The 21,074-nt window shown below is 40.3% G+C and carries 6 protein-coding genes; 5 read left to right on the forward strand and 1 reads right to left on the reverse strand.

Translation table 11 applies throughout. The annotated features are described in order from the left end of the window. Window positions 1-19 precede the first annotated feature (19 nt). The 4 genes from MTX13_RS14205 to MTX13_RS14220 all read left to right on the forward strand — a co-directional run bounded on the left by MTX13_RS14205 (window position 20) and on the right by MTX13_RS14220 (window position 18,582). Complete coding sequence (locus MTX13_RS14205) at window positions 20-8,245, forward strand: T9SS type B sorting domain-containing protein (protein WP_250437313.1); 8,226 nt, start codon at window positions 20-22, stop codon at window positions 8,243-8,245. A 34-nt stretch (window positions 8,246-8,279) separates the two neighbouring features. Further along, the gene (locus MTX13_RS14210; protein WP_250437315.1) at window positions 8,280-9,251 is read left to right on the forward strand and encodes a PorP/SprF family type IX secretion system membrane protein; all 972 of its coding nucleotides are present in this window, start codon (window positions 8,280-8,282) and stop codon (window positions 9,249-9,251) included. Between the two features lie 126 nt (window positions 9,252-9,377). After that, entirely contained in the window at window positions 9,378-17,576 is an 8,199-nt protein-coding gene (locus tag MTX13_RS14215; protein ID WP_250437317.1) for a T9SS type B sorting domain-containing protein, read from the forward strand. Between the two features lie 34 nt (window positions 17,577-17,610). After that, complete coding sequence (locus MTX13_RS14220) at window positions 17,611-18,582, forward strand: PorP/SprF family type IX secretion system membrane protein (RefSeq protein ID WP_250437320.1); 972 nt, start codon at window positions 17,611-17,613, stop codon at window positions 18,580-18,582. 1 nt (window position 18,583) lies between these two features. Here MTX13_RS14220 and MTX13_RS14225 read toward each other — a convergent pair whose 3' ends face one another. Next, a complete protein-coding gene (locus MTX13_RS14225) occupies window positions 18,584-19,072 on the reverse strand; it encodes a SixA phosphatase family protein (RefSeq protein ID WP_250437322.1) in 489 nt (162 codons plus the stop codon). 504 nt (window positions 19,073-19,576) lie between these two features. On the opposite strand from MTX13_RS14225, the gene MTX13_RS14230 reads away from it, so the two are divergent. Then, window positions 19,577-21,074: PKD domain-containing protein (locus MTX13_RS14230; RefSeq protein ID WP_250437330.1), on the forward strand; the 1,498-nt coding region annotated here is incomplete at its 3' end.

Genomic DNA, 21,074 nt, shown 5'->3' on the forward strand with positions numbered 1-21,074 from the left:
AGGAAAAAATATAAGTGTCATGAAAAAACCTGCTTATTTCAAAAATAGTTTAGCTATTCTAATCTTCTTGATTGGCTTCACTGGTTTTGCTCAAACTTATCAACCTTGGTCGGTAAGAGAAAATGTAGAAGTTAAAGGAAGCATGCTTGTTATTGGTAATAATATTCTTGGTCAGGATAATTTACCATGTAATGACAATGGTATTGATAATGATGATGTTACGATGCAGTATATTGATATTGATAGTGATGCTTCAACATTTAGTTCAAGTAGTGCCGATCTTGTTTTTCAACCTCATGAGGATGGTACACCAACAACATGTTATTCCGTTGCTTATGCAGCATTGTATTGGGGAGCCGTTCTGCAAGATGGTGATCGTTCCAATATAACAAATGTTAAATTTAAGACTCCTGGAAGCAGTGTATATACAGATATCAATGGAACGTTGATATATGATGCCATTGTAAACCCTATTGTTTCAGAAGCTGGAGAACCGGGCAATACACCTTATGCATGTTATGCTGAAGTAACAGATATACTAAATGCATTAACAACTGTAGAAGGAACATATTCAGTAGCAAATGTTGTATCTAGTGAAGGAACTAATTTTTCTACAGGACTATCAGCAGGATGGACATTATTTGTTATATATGAAGATCCTGATTTACATACAAAATCATTTACAACATTTGATGGGTTCAGCCATATCTATGACGACCATTACGAAGAAGTCCCTGTAACAGGATTTACAACACCTCCTGCAGGCCATATCGATTTACAATTTGCTTATGCTACTTTAGATGGCGATAAAACCAAAAGAGCTACAAAATTAGAAATCAACAACAAAGAGGTAACAACACCTTTCAGATCTGCAAATAAATTCTTTGGATCAATAATTGAAAATTATAATGGCATTGCGCACCCTAGAAATCCGTTTGGAACTAATACTCTAGGTTATGATACAGGTATGTTGGAAATATTTAATTCAGAACCTGAATATATTGTAAACGGAGCAACAGACGCTTCTTTTACACTTCAGGTAGCACGTGGACAAGCCGATCCTATTTTCGCCTTCTTTAGCGCTTTTGCAGTTGATGTTATTTCTCCAGAAGTTACACTCGTTAAAACTGTTCAAGACGAATTCGGAAACGATATTAATGGAGACGACGTAATATTAGGCCAAAACATATTTTACGAAATAAGCTACCAAAACACCGGCAATGAGGATATTACTAATTTTACTATAACTGATATATTACCTGATAACATTGTATTTGATCCAGCTAGTATTGACTATACAAATTCAGGAGGAGCCACTCTACTTTCTTACGATCCAATTACAAGAACTGTTGTTTTTAGTATTCCAGATGATTCTGTAGAATTTGGAGACCCTGTTTTTGTTATACGTATCCCTGTACAGATAGTTCCTAACTGCTATGATTTAAGTCAAGCATGTTCAAATGAAATATTGAATCAAGCTTTTGGAACTTATACGGGAGCATTAAGTGGAATTACAGTTGAAGATCAAGCAAGTTATGTTGAACTTGAATGTTTTATAGATCCCCAACCTACTAATTTTTTGGTAGACATATCTAGCTGTAACTTCGAACGTGAAGAAATACTTTGTGGCGACAGTGTTACAATTACAGCTGCTGATGGTTACGATAGCTACTCTTGGTCTACAAGCCCAACGGGAACTCCGGTTATAGGTACTGGCCAATCATATACAGCTACTGAAGTAGGAACATATTATGTTACCAATACAGCGTCAGCTACCTGTATCTCTATTCAAGAAGTAATAACTGTTTCTTTGTATGGTACAACACAAACTAACCCTGTAATTCCATTTGCAGATGTTGTTTCTATTTGCCCTAATGACGGTAAAGAACTTCCAAAAATATTTCTATGTGGAGCCAACGATGTTAGAGACATAATTACTGGAATTAGTGATGCAACTTCAATCATTTGGGAACAACTGGACGAGTCTAGCTGTCCTCCTATCGGAATTGATGACTGTGCTAATGAAAATTCTGCCTGCACCTGGAACCAGGTTGGATCAGGACCAAATTACACTGCCAATACATCTGGACAATTTAGAATTGTAATTAATTATCCTGGAGGCTGTTTCAGTATATTTTATTTTAACGTCTACCAAAACCTTCTTAACCCAACTGCAGTAGCACAAGACATTATTTGTGATACAACAGGAAGCATAACAGTTAATGGAGTTCCCAGCGGTTATGAATACAGTATAGATGGCATTAATTACCAATCCAGTAATGTTTTCACTGTTACATCTCAAGGATATTATGTAATATATATTCAACAAGTAGGTGTTGATACAAATCCATGTGTTTTTGAAACACCTGCTGTATTCGTAAGGGAGCGTGACTTTACGGTTACAACTAATGTTACTCAACCAGATTGTTATGGTGGTTTCGGTAGTATTAGTATTGCAGTTAACGACGCCTTACCACAATACTACTTTAGTATCTACCAAGGTGGTGCTTTAGTGAATAGTGTTGGGCCAGTAATGAATAGTGATCATACATTTTCATCATTAAATGCTGGTAATTACACTATAAATGTAAGTACCGACGATGGCTGTTTTTACACCGAGGACATAGTAATAATAGAGCCACCGTTGCTGACAGTGACCGCAGCGGTCACCATACCGCTTACCTGCGACGATGGCCAGATTACCATATACCCAGAGGGAGGTACTCCGCCCTACTTCTATTTCATAAACAGTACAACAGATTTCCAGACCTACCCTGAAGTAGTAGTTACAAGTCCTGGTGTGTATGATATTACCGTTGTGGATAGCAACAACTGTAGTGCCAGCACCACCATAACCGTTGACCAGATTCCAGCCCCTGAATTCACCGTCGATGCCACCAATATCGATTGTGCCGGATCCAACGACGGGACCATTACCGTTAACGTTACCAATGCCAATGGCAATAATTTAGAGTTCAGCATTGATGGCGGTACGACATTCGTTAACTCCAATGTGTTTACCGGATTGGCCCCAGGCACGTATGATGTTGTGGTCCAGTATTCTGTTGGTGCTTCCGTTTGTCTGACAGACCCACAGCCCATTACCATTACAACGGCTACGGCCATTTCTGGTACGGCAACCTTAAGTGCCGACTATACCTGTAATTCAGGTGGCAGCATTACCGTTACCGGTGTGACCGGTGGAACTCCACCTTATGCTTACAGTATTGATGGTGTAACGTTTCAGGTCAGTGATACCTTTACGGGATTGACAGCAGGAACCTATACCATTACCATACTGGACGCCAATAGCTGTACGGCCATAACCAATACCATTACCATAGATCCTTTAAATCCCCCTACGGATTTAACGTTCAACAACACACCGTTAAGCTGTCCGGCAAATACCACCACAATTACCATAACAGGAACTACAGGTGGTGATGGTCTACTGGAATACCAGATCATCGCTCCTGCGTCGGCAGCCACACCGTACCAAACATCCAATACCTTTTCTGGTTTGGGCCCAGACACCTACACCTTCCAGGTTCGTGATGAAAACGATTGTGTGTATTCAGAATCCTATACCATAGATCCTTTACCTGTGCTTTCATTGAACACGGTCCTGACCGAAGACTTGGATTGTACTGCAACGCCTGATGCCGTAATTACGGGAACGTTCTCTGGTGGAGTGGCCCCCTTTACATTTGCCGTTTCCATTGATGGGGCTCCTTATGTCAATTTAGGACCTACAAGTTCACCTTTTACATATACAACATCCACCCCTGGAACCTACCAGTTCCAAGTTACCGATGCCAATAACTGTACCGCAGAGTCAGGAACACATACCATAAACCCAATCGTTCCCCCTGCTTTAAGCGCTGTAGTGCAGACACAGCCTATATTATGTAACGGTGATGCCAATGGTGCCATTGACATTACTATTGATAATACTGTTGGAACACCACCTTTTACAATTAATGTAAATAACGATACAACTGGCACGAACTACGGAACACAAACCTCTGGTCTTCCTGCTGGCACCTATACCATTACAATTACCGATGCTAAATCGTGTACTGCCACAGAAACCATAGTCATTGCTGAACCAGATCCTATTATTGTTAATTACCATACGGTAGATATTACCTGTACTGCTGGTGGTATCTCCCAAGGTTCCATTATTATTGATGGTGTAACCGGTGGTACTGCCCCTTACAACTATTTTGTTACGGGAACTAATGGTTACAACAACTCCGAACTAAATGCCACGGGATCAACATCGGTGAGCTTTGATGTCGTTGACTTTGGACTATATCAAATAAACGTTGTTGATGCCAATGGTTGTTCTGTACTCATTCAAGATGTATTGGTAGCCTCACCTCCTACTGATTTAGACATCAATATCTCAACATCTGTAGATTGTGCAACAGGTGGTACGGCTATTGTAAGTGTTGGTACAACATTAAGTAGTGCTGGACCATTTTTCTTTAGTATTTACCAAGGTCCAATTTCTGTTTATCCCAATCCTCCAGGATCTTGGATCCCAGAAGATTCTCCTGGTAGTGAAACAGCTACGTTTACCGGTTTAACACCTGGCGTATCTTACACTTTTATAGTTTATGATGCCTCTACTAACTGTAGTTACTATGAACCTGCCACCGCTCCTATTCCTACCAACTCAACACTGACTGTCGATGCGGTTGGTTCAAATAACATTACATGTACAGGAAGTGCCGACGGAAACGTTTCATTTACCGTAAACAGTATTTATGGTGTTGGCACAACCGTTAGTTACGAGATATTTGATTCGTTGACATTGGCTTCTACCGGTGTTACCGGATCTGGAAACGTACCTGCCGGTGGTTCGCTGTCCGTAACCAATTTGGGACCATTGCCATTTGGTAATTACTATGTGCTGATTACTGAAACTTCTGGACCAAATGCAGGGTGTGGTATTGTAACAGCTCCTTTTAATATAACAGAATCGGCCATTCCGTTAAGTCTAACAACCAGCATAGATCAGAATGCCAATTGTAATGCTAGTTCTGGTATTATTAGTGCTATCGGCCATGATGGTACGCCTCCATACCAGTACCAGGTAACCACAACTCCTGGATCGCCTGTAGCAACAGACCCTTCATGGGCTTCTGCTAGCTCTTTTAACCTCGATGCAGGAAACTATTATGTCCATGTAATTGATGCTTATGGTTGTGTGGTGTCCAGCCCTATAGTAATATTGCCCATGGACCCAGCTCCTGTTGTCGCTGCTACCGTTAACAACCAATGTCTGACCGTAGATGGTAATTTCGAGATTGATGTGACCTTAACAACTACAGGAATTGCTCCTTATAGTTATAGTATAAATGGCGGTGCATTCCAAACTATGACAGCGCCTTTTACCATTTCAAACTTATTTTCTGGAACACACACTATTGAAGTTAATGATGCCAATGGATGTGGTAATTTAGTGTCCGTTACCATTGAACCTATCCTGGACATAACACCAAACGTAACGGCCTTGCCAACTTGTAATGACAACGATGGTGAGATTACCGTTTCTGGAAATGGTGGCTCTGGAAACTATGCCTATACCATTAGCCCAAACCCAGCTTCCATAAGCTTGGCAGGCAATGTGTTCTCGGGAGTGCCTTCCGGATTGTATACAATAACTATTACCGATACGGTTACTGGATGCACCAAAGATGTAAGCGTATCCTTGGCTCCCGCTACGCCTCCTACGTTTACCCTAACGCCTACTGCCCTGACCTGTTTTGGGGACAATACAGGTTCATTTGAGTTATTTGTCAATGGATACTCTGGAACTTATAATTATGAAGTTTTTGATAGTTCTGGTACATCAGTTACCGGTTCTGTAGCAGCAAATACAACAACAAACCCAATAGTGGTAACTGGTTTAACTTCTGGAAGCTACTCGGTAACCCTAACGGAAACACAAACCCCTTTCTGTTCTGCCTATGGAACGCTTGTCATTGCATCGCCTTCTGAAGCTTTGGACGTTGTTGCCAACGAAACTTCAAATGTTAGTTGCGACAACAATATAGGGACCATCACGGCTATTGCTTCTGGTGGCTGGGGACAGTACGAATATGAATTGACCGGTGCCGCTACCGTGGCTTATTCGCCTAACGGAACATTTACCAACCTTTCAGCAGGTACTTATACCGTTAACGTTAGGGATGCCTCTGGTTGTATAGCTTCTGATACGGTAACATTAACGGAGCCTACTCCTATAACTGCGACTTTTACGCCCAATACAACACAGTTGTCATGTTTTGGAGATCAAAATGCCACTATAACCGTAACCAATGTTACCGGTGGACAAGGGGCTAACTATACATATACCTTAAATACCATATTGCCTACGCCAAGTTCGTCAGGTCCACAAACATCAAATGTGTTTAGCGATTTGGGGGCAGGAACCTATTCGGTTACAATTAACGATGGCTACAATTGTACGATGACCTCGGTCGATATCGTGATTGCACAGCCTACTGCCATACAAGCCAATTTGGTTGTACAGACTACGCAAACTTGTCTAAACCAAACAACATTAACATTAAGTGCCACAGGTGGAACAGGTCCATATACTTATAGTGATGACAGTTCGTTCGCTACAGTTTTGGGTTCATTTACATCATCAACAACTTTCCCTGTTCCTGTGGGCACTTATTCTTTTTACGTTAGGGATAACAATGGCTGTGTCGCTAATGTTTCCAATGAAATAACAATAGATCCATTACCTACTTTAGATATAATCTTGGATTCTGTTAACCCAACTATTAATTGTGCTGGTGATAACACAGGGTCGATTACGGCCACAGCCCAAGGTGGTCTGGGCAACTATATTTACACCTTACAGGATACTGCTGGAAATACAATTCCGGCAACTCAAAACAGTCCTGGTATATTTACCGAACTAGTTGCAGGTACTTATGTGGTTTATGTTGAAAGTGGCGATTGTAATGCTACTTCTGCTACAATTACTATAACAGAACCTTCATCTGTACTTGATGCCACGTTCAACGTTACCAACGTAACCTGTAGTGGCTCTAACAATGGTGTTCTTGAAATTACTGCTTCAGGTGGTACAGGTATAATAAAATACGCCATATCACCGCAATTGGACCAATTCTTTGACACCAATATTTTTGAAAATCTGGCACCAGGTAATTACGATGTCATTGTTCAAGATGAATTGGGATGTTATATCATCCATAATTTTGATATTGTTGAGCCAGCACCTGTTATTTTGAGCATTGTGGCAAACTCTATCATACCGGAAGTCTGCGATGGTGACCTCAATGCCGAGTTCAGTATTGATATCTCTGGAGGAACACTACCTTATAGTGTGAGTCTAGACAGCTATGATGGCCCGTATTCTACCGGTGCTTCAAATCAAACACAATTTGACTTTACGGGTTTAAATGGTGGTGACCATACGGTATTTGTAAGGGATAGCCAAGGCTGTGAATCAGAATGGAATATCACATTACCGGAATCTGTTGCCATTAACCCAACGGTGGTTGTTGAATACAACTGTTTAAACAACATGCCTGGTAATACCGTGACTGTATTGGTTGATGATAGCCTAAATCCAGATGATTTGGACTACTCCCTAAATGGAGGACCTTACCAAACAAGTAATGTCTTTACCAATGTTCCGGCTGGAACCGACCACTTTATTGATGTTAGGCATACCAATGGTTGTGTACAGTCTACCGAATTTTTCTCAATAGATACTGTTGAACCTTTAACCTTGGTCTTAAATGAAGGGGAAATAAATGAGTTCATTGCCGTGGCCTCTGGCGGTACTGGCGATTATGAGTTTACACTCAATGGTGAAAACCAGGGCAGCAACAATACCTTTGTCATCTCTGAAACAGGAACCTATGTCGTGGTCGTGACCGATAGCAGTGGATGTACGGCTACAGCATCCATTTTCTTGGAGTACGTGGATATTTGCATCCCTAACTACTTCACCCCGAATGGTGATGGTGTAACAGATACCTGGGCTCCTGGATGTGTGACGGGATACCCTAACCTACAGTTCTCCATCTTTGACCGTTATGGACGTAAGATCGTAACGCTGAATGTCGGGGAAAAATGGGACGGTAAATATGGTGGCAAGGATTTGCCCACCGGTGATTATTGGTACGTCGTGAACCTGAACAGCTCGAACGACAACCGCGATTTTGTCGGAAACTTTACCCTATATAGATAATGCCAGAGCCCTTAACTTAACTAAAACTGATGTCATGAAAAAATTAATCATATATATCCTGCTCATTACCTCTGGTTATGGCTTTGCACAAGAGCTGAACCTACCGGTATGGACACAATACCTGGCCGACAATAACTTTGTACTCTCTCCTACTTTTGCAGGTATTGGCGATAATGTTAGAATTAGAATAAATGGACTTACGCAATGGGTAGGTATCAAGGATGCACCGGACAACCAATCATTATATGTAGATGGAAGGATATCAAACCGCTCTGGGGTTGGATTATCACTCTATAACGATAGAAACGGGAATACTCGCCAACAGGGTATCAAGGCATCATTCTCACATCACCTAATTTTAGATTATACCTCCAGACAATACCTTTCATTTGGTATCTCTTACAACTTGAACAGTTTTAGGGTAGATGTGGAAAATTTTGAACCAACATATGATATCCCAATCATTGACCCCAATATCAACGGAGACCGAGCCATTTCTAACAACAATTTTGATTTAGGGGTACTCTATAGGAACAAGGGCTTCTACTTCAGCTTTAACGTTAACAATATTTTGGATAAAGAGATTGACAACTTTACCGGTATTGAGCCAAGCTTGCTACGCAACTACCAAATTTATTCCGGTTACATTATGCAGAGTAAGTCCAACAAGCGCGTGGAGTTCGAACCTTCGATATTCTATCAGCTCTTCAGCAGCGACAACAGATCGAGTACAGACTTGAACTTTAAGTACAGAAAATACAACAGGAACGAGGACTATTACTGGATAGGCGTGTCATACAGGTTCCTGAACGACCAGTTCTTCAACCCACTGAACATCGGGCCTATGGCCGGTATCATGAAATCAAAGTTCTACTTTGCCTACTCATACCAGATCACAATAAACGAACTTGCAGGATATAACTCCGGCACACACATGATCACAATTGGGTTCGACTTCCTTCAGGGTATTAGTGATTGCCCATGTACGGAAGGTAGATATCATTAATAATATAACAATAAAAACATTAAATAATTTAAAAATCGTGTAATGTAGTATAAATGTCTTGAAAATATAAATTTGCTATTTTTCTATTTTATGGCTCCTACAGAAACAAAATAACTCTTTAGAACCATGAAAAAACCTACTTTTTCAAAAATTGCTGTAATAGCTTTGTTTTTTATCGTTTGCTTACAATCGTTTGCACAAAACTACGTCCCTTTTACGCCAAGGTTTAATGACGATTTGAGAGGTGATATAGTTTTAATTGGTAACAATATTTTAGGGCCAGATAATAATGCCTTCAACGATAACAACACCTACAATCATAATGTTGATATGCAGTATATTGATATTGATGGAGACGCAAGTACATTTAGTTCTTCAAGTGCAGATTTAGAAATTCCAAATCCAAATTGTTACAAAATTAGGTACGCAGGATTATATTGGGGCGCTGTAACAAATGGCAATGAACCTATTACCGAAGTTAAATTCAAAGGGCCAACGGGAGGATATAATGACATTACAGGAACAGTTATTTATGAAGCAAATGGAACTGCAACAGGAAGTAGTTATCCATATTCCTGTTATGCTGATGTTACTTCAATTGTAACAAATTTAGGGACAGATTTAGGGACCTATACAGTTGCCAACGTATCCAGTGCATTAGGAGAAACTGCAACATTTGACCCTTATAATGGAACTGGATTTTCTGCTGGATGGTCATTATTTATTGTTTATGAAGATCCTACACTACCAGGAAAATCTATAACAAGTTTTGATGGTTTTAGTGCCATAAGTAGTTCTGTAAATGTTGAAATTCCTGTTTCTGGTTTTAGAACTGTACCAGCACCAGCACCAGTTAGAGCAAATTTTGCGTTCGCGACTTTAGAAGGAGATAAACCTATACAAAACGACAGGTTGGTACTTAACAACGTTCCTTTATCTGCAGCAGATAGACCTGCAAACAACTTTTTCAATAGTTCGGTTACCAGACTAGATGCTACACCTGTTACAAATAGAAATCCAAACAGTACCAACACCCTTGGTTTTGATACTGGTGTAATGGTAGTACCCAATCCAGGTAATACAGTAATAGTTAACGATGCCACATCAGCTATTGTTAGATTGGAAAGTGATCAGGATGTTTACTTTCAATATTTTTTCGCATTTGCTGTAGACATTATTGAACCAAACATTGTACTTACAAAAATAGTTGAAGACGATGCTGGAAATGACATTGGTGGTCAAGGAATTGGTCTTGGACAACCGTTAAATTATGTCATTGGTTTTCAAAATACAGGAAACGATAATGCTACGAATTTTCAAATTAGAGACATATTACCAATTAACATAATCTTTAATTACCCAACAGATTTAGTTTTACCTCCAGGAGTAACCGTAGCAAGTTACGATCCTGTTACACGAGAAATTATATTCAATATCGAAGATTATTTGGTTGAAGAAAACGACCCTGTTTATGAAATTAGAATTGAAGCTATGACAGTAGAAAACTGTAATCAATTAGCCGATTCATGTTCAAATATCATTCTTAATCAAGCTTTTGCAACGTATAATGGATATTATAACCCTAATTATCAAATTACCGACGATCCTAGTTACGACAGTAACACTGGCTGTTTAATTACACCTCAGGCAACCAATTTTTTAATAAATATTGATTGTGATTTTTCTGAAGATATCACGCTTTGTGGCGATAGTGTTACATTAACAGCAGCAAATGGCTACGATAGCTACTCTTGGTCTACAAGCCCAACGGGAACACCTGTTATTGGTACAGGGCAATCGTATACGGCAACTGCAACAGGCACGTATTATTCCTTTAATAATGCTTTAGCTCCCTGTCAATCCATAGTTCAACAATACAATGTTTCCCTTTTTGGAGGAAACAACCTGACAAATCCCGTGATACCTTTTGCTGATCAGGTGGTTACCTGCCCAAATGATGGAAAATTATTGCCAAATATATTTTTATGTGGTGCAAACGATTTTAGAGACATTACCACCAATATAGCTGGGGCCTTATCAATTATTTGGGAACAACTGGATGAGTCAAGCTGTGCTCCTGTTACGGATCCAGATTGTGCCAATGAAAACACAGCCTGCACCTGGAACCAAATTGCAACAGGACCAAACTATACCGCCAATACATCTGGACAGTTCAGAATAACCATAAATTTTGAAGGTGGATGTTTTGCGCAATTTTATTTCAACGTCTATCAAAATGTCTTAAATCCAACTGTTACTGCAACAGATATTATATGTACAACCCCAGGATCTATAACTGTTAACAATGTGCCTAATGGTTATGAATATAGTTTAGATGGAATAACTTACCAAGCCAGTAATGTATTTTCAGTTACAACTCCTGGTACTTACACGGTATATATTAGACAAGTTGGCGTTTCTACAAACCCATGCGTGTTTACGGTTCCTGATGTGCAAATTAGAGAACGTGACTTTACCGTTTCAACCATAATAACGCAACCTTTATGCCATGGCGATTTAGGATCCATACACGTGGCAGCAAATGATGTGGACCCACAATATTTCTTTGCGCTTTATATTGGGGCTACTTTAGTAAATAGCGTTGGACCAATTATGGAAAATAATTACACCTTCGCAAACCTTAATCCTGGAACATATACAGCAATAATCGAAACTGAAGATGGTTGCTACCATTCTGAAGATATTACTATAATAGAGCCGCCATTATTAACAGTAACCGCAGCGGTTACCATACCGCTTACCTGCGACGATGGCCAGATTACCATATACCCAGAGGGAGGTACTCCGCCCTACTTCTATTTCATAAACAGTACAACAGATTTCCAGACCTACCCTGAAGTAGTAGTTACAAGTCCTGGTGTGTATGATATTACCGTTGTGGATAGCAACAACTGTAGTGCCAGCACCACCATAACCGTTGACCAGATTCCAGCCCCTGAATTCACCGTCGATGCCACCAATATCGATTGTGCCGGATCCAACGACGGGACCATTACCGTTAACGTTACCAATGCCAATGGCAATAATTTAGAGTTCAGCATTGATGGCGGTACGACATTCGTTAACTCCAATGTGTTTACCGGATTGGCCCCAGGCACGTATGATGTTGTGGTCCAGTATTCTGTTGGTGCTTCCGTTTGTCTGACAGACCCACAGCCCATTACCATTACAACGGCTACGGCCATTTCTGGTACGGCAACCTTAAGTGCCGACTATACCTGTAATTCAGGTGGCAGCATTACCGTTACCGGTGTGACCGGTGGAACTCCACCTTATGCTTACAGTATTGATGGTGTAACGTTTCAGGTCAGTGATACCTTTACGGGATTGACAGCAGGAACCTATACCATTACCATACTGGACGCCAATAGCTGTACGGCCATAACCAATACCATTACCATAGATCCTTTAAATCCCCCTACGGATTTAACGTTCAACAACACACCGTTAAGCTGTCCGGCAAATACCACCACAATTACCATAACAGGAACTACAGGTGGTGATGGTCTACTGGAATACCAGATCATCGCTCCTGCGTCGGCAGCCACACCGTACCAAACATCCAATACCTTTTCTGGTTTGGGCCCAGACACCTACACCTTCCAGGTTCGTGATGAAAACGATTGTGTGTATTCAGAATCCTATACCATAGATCCTTTACCTGTGCTTTCATTGAACACGGTCCTGACCGAAGACTTGGATTGTACTGCAACGCCTGATGCCGTAATTACGGGAACGTTCTCTGGTGGAGTGGCCCCCTTTACATTTGCCGTTTCCATTGATGGGGCTCCTTATGTCAATTTAGGACCTACAAGTTCACCTTTTACATATACAACATCCACCCCTGGAACCTACCAGTTCCAAGTTACCGATGCCAATAACTGTACCGCAGAGTCAGGAACACATACCATAAACCCAATCGTTCCCCCTGCTTTAAGCGCTGTAGTGCAGACACAGCCTATATTATGTAACGGTGATGCCAATGGTGCCATTGACATTACTATTGATAATACTGTTGGAACACCACCTTTTACAATTAATGTAAATAACGATACAACTGGCACGAACTACGGAACACAAACCTCTGGTCTTCCTGCTGGCACCTATACCATTACAATTACCGATGCTAAATCGTGTACTGCCACAGAAACCATAGTCATTGCTGAACCAGATCCTATTATTGTTAATTACCATACGGTAGATATTACCTGTACTGCTGGTGGTATCTCCCAAGGTTCCATTATTATTGATGGTGTAACCGGTGGTACTGCCCCTTACAACTATTTTGTTACGGGAACTAATGGTTACAACAACTCCGAACTAAATGCCACGGGATCAACATCGGTGAGCTTTGATGTCGTTGACTTTGGACTATATCAAATAAACGTTGTTGATGCCAATGGTTGTTCTGTACTCATTCAAGATGTATTGGTAGCCTCACCTCCTACTGATTTAGACATCAATATCTCAACATCTGTAGATTGTGCAACAGGTGGTACGGCTATTGTAAGTGTTGGTACAACATTAAGTAGTGCTGGACCATTTTTCTTTAGTATTTACCAAGGTCCAATTTCTGTTTATCCCAATCCTCCAGGATCTTGGATCCCAGAAGATTCTCCTGGTAGTGAAACAGCTACGTTTACCGGTTTAACACCTGGCGTATCTTACACTTTTATAGTTTATGATGCCTCTACTAACTGTAGTTACTATGAACCTGCCACCGCTCCTATTCCTACCAACTCAACACTGACTGTCGATGCGGTTGGTTCAAATAACATTACATGTACAGGAAGTGCCGACGGAAACGTTTCATTTACCGTAAACAGTATTTATGGTGTTGGCACAACCGTTAGTTACGAGATATTTGATTCGTTGACATTGGCTTCTACCGGTGTTACCGGATCTGGAAACGTACCTGCCGGTGGTTCGCTGTCCGTAACCAATTTGGGACCATTGCCATTTGGTAATTACTATGTGCTGATTACTGAAACTTCTGGACCAAATGCAGGGTGTGGTATTGTAACAGCTCCTTTTAATATAACAGAATCGGCCATTCCGTTAAGTCTAACAACCAGCATAGATCAGAATGCCAATTGTAATGCTAGTTCTGGTATTATTAGTGCTATCGGCCATGATGGTACGCCTCCATACCAGTACCAGGTAACCACAACTCCTGGATCGCCTGTAGCAACAGACCCTTCATGGGCTTCTGCTAGCTCTTTTAACCTCGATGCAGGAAACTATTATGTCCATGTAATTGATGCTTATGGTTGTGTGGTGTCCAGCCCTATAGTAATATTGCCCATGGACCCAGCTCCTGTTGTCGCTGCTACCGTTAACAACCAATGTCTGACCGTAGATGGTAATTTCGAGATTGATGTGACCTTAACAACTACAGGAATTGCTCCTTATAGTTATAGTATAAATGGCGGTGCATTCCAAACTATGACAGCGCCTTTTACCATTTCAAACTTATTTTCTGGAACACACACTATTGAAGTTAATGATGCCAATGGATGTGGTAATTTAGTGTCCGTTACCATTGAACCTATCCTGGACATAACACCAAACGTAACGGCCTTGCCAACTTGTAATGACAACGATGGTGAGATTACCGTTTCTGGAAATGGTGGCTCTGGAAACTATGCCTATACCATTAGCCCAAACCCAGCTTCCATAAGCTTGGCAGGCAATGTGTTCTCGGGAGTGCCTTCCGGATTGTATACAATAACTATTACCGATACGGTTACTGGATGCACCAAAGATGTAAGCGTATCCTTGGCTCCCGCTACGCCTCCTACGTTTACCCTAACGCCTACTGCCCTGACCTGTTTTGGGGACAATACAGGTTCATTTGAGTTATTTGTCAATGGATACTCTGGAACTTATAATTATGAAGTTTTTGATAGTTCTGGTACATCAGTTACCGGTTCTGTAGCAGCAAATACAACAACAAACCCAATAGTGGTAACTGGTTTAACTTCTGGAAGCTACTCGGTAACCCTAACGGAAACACAAACCCCTTTCTGTTCTGCCTATGGAACGCTTGTCATTGCATCGCCTTCTGAAGCTTTGGACGTTGTTGCCAACGAAACTTCAAATGTTAGTTGCGACAACAATATAGGGACCATCACGGCTATTGCTTCTGGTGGCTGGGGACAGTACGAATATGAATTGACCGGTGCCGCTACCGTGGCTTATTCGCCTAACGGAACATTTACCAACCTTTCAGCAGGTACTTATACCGTTAACGTTAGGGATGCCTCTGGTTGTATAGCTTCTGATACGGTAACATTAACGGAGCCTACTCCTATAACTGCGACTTTTACGCCCAATACAACACAGTTGTCATGTTTTGGAGATCAAAATGCCACTATAACCGTAACCAATGTTACCGGTGGACAAGGGGCTAACTATACATATACCTTAAATACCATATTGCCTACGCCAAGTTCGTCAGGTCCACAAACATCAAATGTGTTTAGCGATTTGGGGGCAGGAACCTATTCGGTTACAATTAACGATGGCTACAATTGTACGATGACCTCGGTCGATATCGTGATTGCACAGCCTACTGCCATACAAGCCAATTTGGTTGTACAGACTACGCAAACTTGTCTAAACCAAACAACATTAACATTAAGTGCCACAGGTGGAACAGGTCCATATACTTATAGTGATGACAGTTCGTTCGCTACAGTTTTGGGTTCATTTACATCATCAACAACTTTCCCTGTTCCTGTGGGCACTTATTCTTTTTACGTTAGGGATAACAATGGCTGTGTCGCTAATGTTTCCAATGAAATAACAATAGATCCATTACCTACTTTAGATATAATCTTGGATTCTGTTAACCCAACTATTAATTGTGCTGGTGATAACACAGGGTCGATTACGGCCACAGCCCAAGGTGGTCTGGGCAACTATATTTACACCTTACAGGATACTGCTGGAAATACAATTCCGGCAACTCAAAACAGTCCTGGTATATTTACCGAACTAGTTGCAGGTACTTATGTGGTTTATGTTGAAAGTGGCGATTGTAATGCTACTTCTGCTACAATTACTATAACAGAACCTTCATCTGTACTTGATGCCACGTTCAACGTTACCAACGTAACCTGTAGTGGCTCTAACAATGGTGTTCTTGAAATTACTGCTTCAGGTGGTACAGGTATAATAAAATACGCCATATCACCGCAATTGGACCAATTCTTTGACACCAATATTTTTGAAAATCTGGCACCAGGTAATTACGATGTCATTGTTCAAGATGAATTGGGATGTTATATCATCCATAATTTTGATATTGTTGAGCCAGCACCTGTTATTTTGAGCATTGTGGCAAACTCTATCATACCGGAAGTCTGCGATGGTGACCTCAATGCCGAGTTCAGTATTGATATCTCTGGAGGAACACTACCTTATAGTGTGAGTCTAGACAGCTATGATGGCCCGTATTCTACCGGTGCTTCAAATCAAACACAATTTGACTTTACGGGTTTAAATGGTGGTGACCATACGGTATTTGTAAGGGATAGCCAAGGCTGTGAATCAGAATGGAATATCACATTACCGGAATCTGTTGCCATTAACCCAACGGTGGTTGTTGAATACAACTGTTTAAACAACATGCCTGGTAATACCGTGACTGTATTGGTTGATGATAGCCTAAATCCAGATGATTTGGACTACTCCCTAAATGGAGGACCTTACCAAACAAGTAATGTCTTTACCAATGTTCCGGCTGGAACCGACCACTTTATTGATGTTAGGCATACCAATGGTTGTGTACAGTCTACCGAATTTTTCTCAATAGATACTGTTGAACCTTTAACCTTGGTCTTAAATGAAGGGGAAATAAATGAGTTCATTGCCGTGGCCTCTGGCGGTACTGGCGATTATGAGTTTACACTCAATGGTGAAAACCAGGGCAGCAACAATACCTTTGTCATCTCTGAAACAGGAACCTATGTCGTGGTCGTGACCGATAGCAGTGGATGTACGGCTACAGCATCCATTTTCTTGGAGTACGTGGATATTTGCATCCCTAACTACTTCACCCCGAATGGTGATGGTGTAACAGATACCTGGGCTCCTGGATGTGTGACGGGATACCCTAACCTACAGTTCTCCATCTTTGACCGTTATGGACGTAAGATCGTAACGCTGAATGTCGGGGAAAAATGGGACGGTAAATATGGTGGCAAGGATTTGCCCACCGGTGATTATTGGTACGTCGTGAACCTGAACAGCTCGAACGACAACCGCGATTTTGTCGGAAACTTTACCCTATATAGATAATGCCAGAGCCCTTAACTTAACTAAAACTGATGTCATGAAAAAATTAATCATATATATCCTGCTCATTACCTCTGGTTATGGCTTTGCACAAGAGCTGAACCTACCGGTATGGACACAATACCTGGCCGACAATAACTTTGTACTCTCTCCTACTTTTGCAGGTATTGGCGATAATGTTAGAATTAGAATAAATGGACTTACGCAATGGGTAGGTATCAAGGATGCACCGGACAACCAATCATTATATGTAGATGGAAGGATATCAAACCGCTCTGGGGTTGGATTATCACTCTATAACGATAGAAACGGGAATACTCGCCAACAGGGTATCAAGGCATCATTCTCACATCACCTAATTTTAGATTATACCTCCAGACAATACCTTTCATTTGGTATCTCTTACAACTTGAACAGTTTTAGGGTAGATGTGGAAAATTTTGAACCAACATATGATATCCCAATCATTGACCCCAATATCAACGGAGACCGAGCCATTTCTAACAACAATTTTGATTTAGGGGTACTCTATAGGAACAAGGGCTTCTACTTCAGCTTTAACGTTAACAATATTTTGGATAAAGAGATTGACAACTTTACCGGTATTGAGCCAAGCTTGCTACGCAACTACCAAATTTATTCCGGTTACATTATGCAGAGTAAGTCCAACAAGCGCGTGGAGTTCGAACCTTCGATATTCTATCAGCTCTTCAGCAGCGACAACAGATCGAGTACAGACTTGAACTTTAAGTACAGAAAATACAACAGGAACGAGGACTATTACTGGATAGGCGTGTCATACAGGTTCCTGAACGACCAGTTCTTCAACCCACTGAACATCGGGCCTATGGCCGGTATCATGAAATCAAAGTTCTACTTTGCCTACTCATACCAGATTACAATAAATGATCTTGCAGGATACAACTCCGGCACACACATGATCACAATTGGGTTCGACTTCCTTCAGGGTATTAGTGACTGCCCATGTACGGAAGGTAGATATCATTAAATTATGTTTTAAGTGCTTTAGGAAACAGATGTAACTTTGTAATTGCATTTTTAATATTTTGCCATTGATGTGTTTCAAATTGAAGCCAAACCAAACCAGAAGTAGGTACGTTATCAAAATACTGACTTCCGAACGTATTAACAAAATTGGTTATGGCATAATTATGACCAAAAACCATCAAATTCGTAACCGAATCTTCACAGTTTTTAATTACTCTAGTTAAATTCTCGCCTGAAAAATCGTACAAATCATGTGAAAATTGTATGTTTTTCGTATCAACATTTAAATTACTTTTAAAAATTTCAGCAGTTAATTTAGTTCGTGTAGCATCGCTAACAAGCACTAAATCAGGCATTAAGTTCAACTCTTGAAAATGTAATGAAATTAAGTTAGCATCAGTAATTCCGCGTGTTTTAAGAGGTCGTTCATGATCTATCACATCGTATTCCCATGAAGATTTGGCGTGCCGTACAAGAATTAAGTTTTTCATAATATTCCGATTAAATACATTTTTTATCGATAAAGTGTTGATTTTATCAGTTAAATGACTTACATTGCCACAATAAAATTAACCAAATGCTATTATACATTATGAAAATTAATTTAACCTACATGTTATCACGCCCTCACTTGAGTAACTGATTAACCCATAGATTTTTGCGGTCGTTAAAAATAATAATTTACCGATAAAGTGTTTTGCTAAATCATTTAATCGAATTTATTAGTTATTTAACATTTTTTTTTGATTCGAACTAGATATCGCTATTTATTTGTCTCGTAAGCTATAATCAATTATGACCCCAAATCAAATGAAATATCTTAATCCATTAGCATGGCAACATGCATTTCCCTCTAAAATTTTGATTTGTTATTATATGTTTATTGCATGCTTACCATGTTTTAAAAACAAATAATTATAAAATAACTCAACCAATTTGGTTGTTAAAATATCGCTGTTAATCAATTAACTAATCCCATATTAAAATAAGGGCTTATGAAAACAAATACGTATTTAATAAATTTTAGAAAGTATTTCTTTTTAATTTTCATTTTTAGTCTCACTAGCACTTTTTCTCAAGATTTGAGAGACTGTGGCTATAACTGTACTACAAATGCCTTTTCTATTGAAAGTGTCTTTTTAAGTGCAACAGATGTGCCAGGAACTCCATTAACTAATACAAGTTGTGAATCTGGTGTACCACAACAAGTGTATATGATTGCCGAAATTTCCAGTAATAGAAATTCTGCTGTTTACCATGGCCGAATTTTTGCTGACTTAATGGTTGGAGATTCCTCAATAATGATTAGTGAATATTTAGGAACGTTACCGTCTTCTAATTCAGGTCTTACCCAAAGACTTGTTTATGGACCATTTAATTGGGTGTGTGGTGAATTATTAACATTAGAAAATGTTTTGGTGGTTTGGAAAACCAGTCGAAATAATGGTCCAGATGAAAATGACCCTTATGATTGTGGTAGTTATAGCTCCTCACAATGTCAATTCCCTTCAGACTTAATTGTTTCAACACCTTTAGCCGTACAATATGATTATACGGCTTGTACCGATAATAATGGAATAGCCACAGTTACTTTTGAGTCAACAACAATTGGAGGAACGCCTCCTTACACCTATTCATGGAATTATGATGGTGGAAATTTTATTGGTGGTACAGCCTCTAGCCCTATTGTAGAATACGATATAAATGGAGGCCCTTACAACCCTACTTTAACCGTTACAGACAGTAATGGTAACGTTAATTTATACCCATATAGTGTAACCTTATCGTTTCCAAGCATATTAATCAATTCTACTTCATTCACTAGTGCGCAATGTGCGAGTAATGATGGAACAGCAACTTTTACAGCTACGGGTGGTACAGCGCCATACACATTTACTGTCAATTCAAATACAACAGGAGGATCTACGTTTGTAAACGGTCCACCTAGTACTGAATTAGTAGTTATAAATGCTGGTGCTGGTTCTATTTCTGTTACAATTACAGATGCCGCTGGTTGTGAGGCAGAAGAGACTCTTGTAATGGCTACTGGCGATTCAGAAGATCCTCAAATTACAGCTCCACAAGACTATACTATTGAAGGATGTGATACTTCTGCAATAACAAGCTTACCATATAGTGAAACACCAGTTACCATTACGTTAACAGAATTACAAAATGCTTTAGATGGAGGTGGTAATGCCAGTGACGATGTATCGATTAATGAAATTACATATCAAGATATTAGTTCTGGTACTTGTGTAATAACTGTTACTAGGACTTTCACAATAACAGATGGTTGTGATAAAACCGCCTCTGACACGCAAACTATAATTATTCAAGATACTACAGCGCCTGTTGCGCCTTCGGCTCCTGCTGATATCACTTACGAGTGTATAGCAGATGTGCCTGCTCCGGGTGACCTGACTGCTAACGATAACTGTGCCGGTGATATTACCGTGACTGGTGTGGACAATACCGATAGTTCTGATCCGT

It is taken from the genome of Hanstruepera flava, from assembly GCF_023634025.1.
Lineage (GTDB): Bacteria > Bacteroidota > Bacteroidia > Flavobacteriales > Flavobacteriaceae > Hanstruepera > Hanstruepera flava.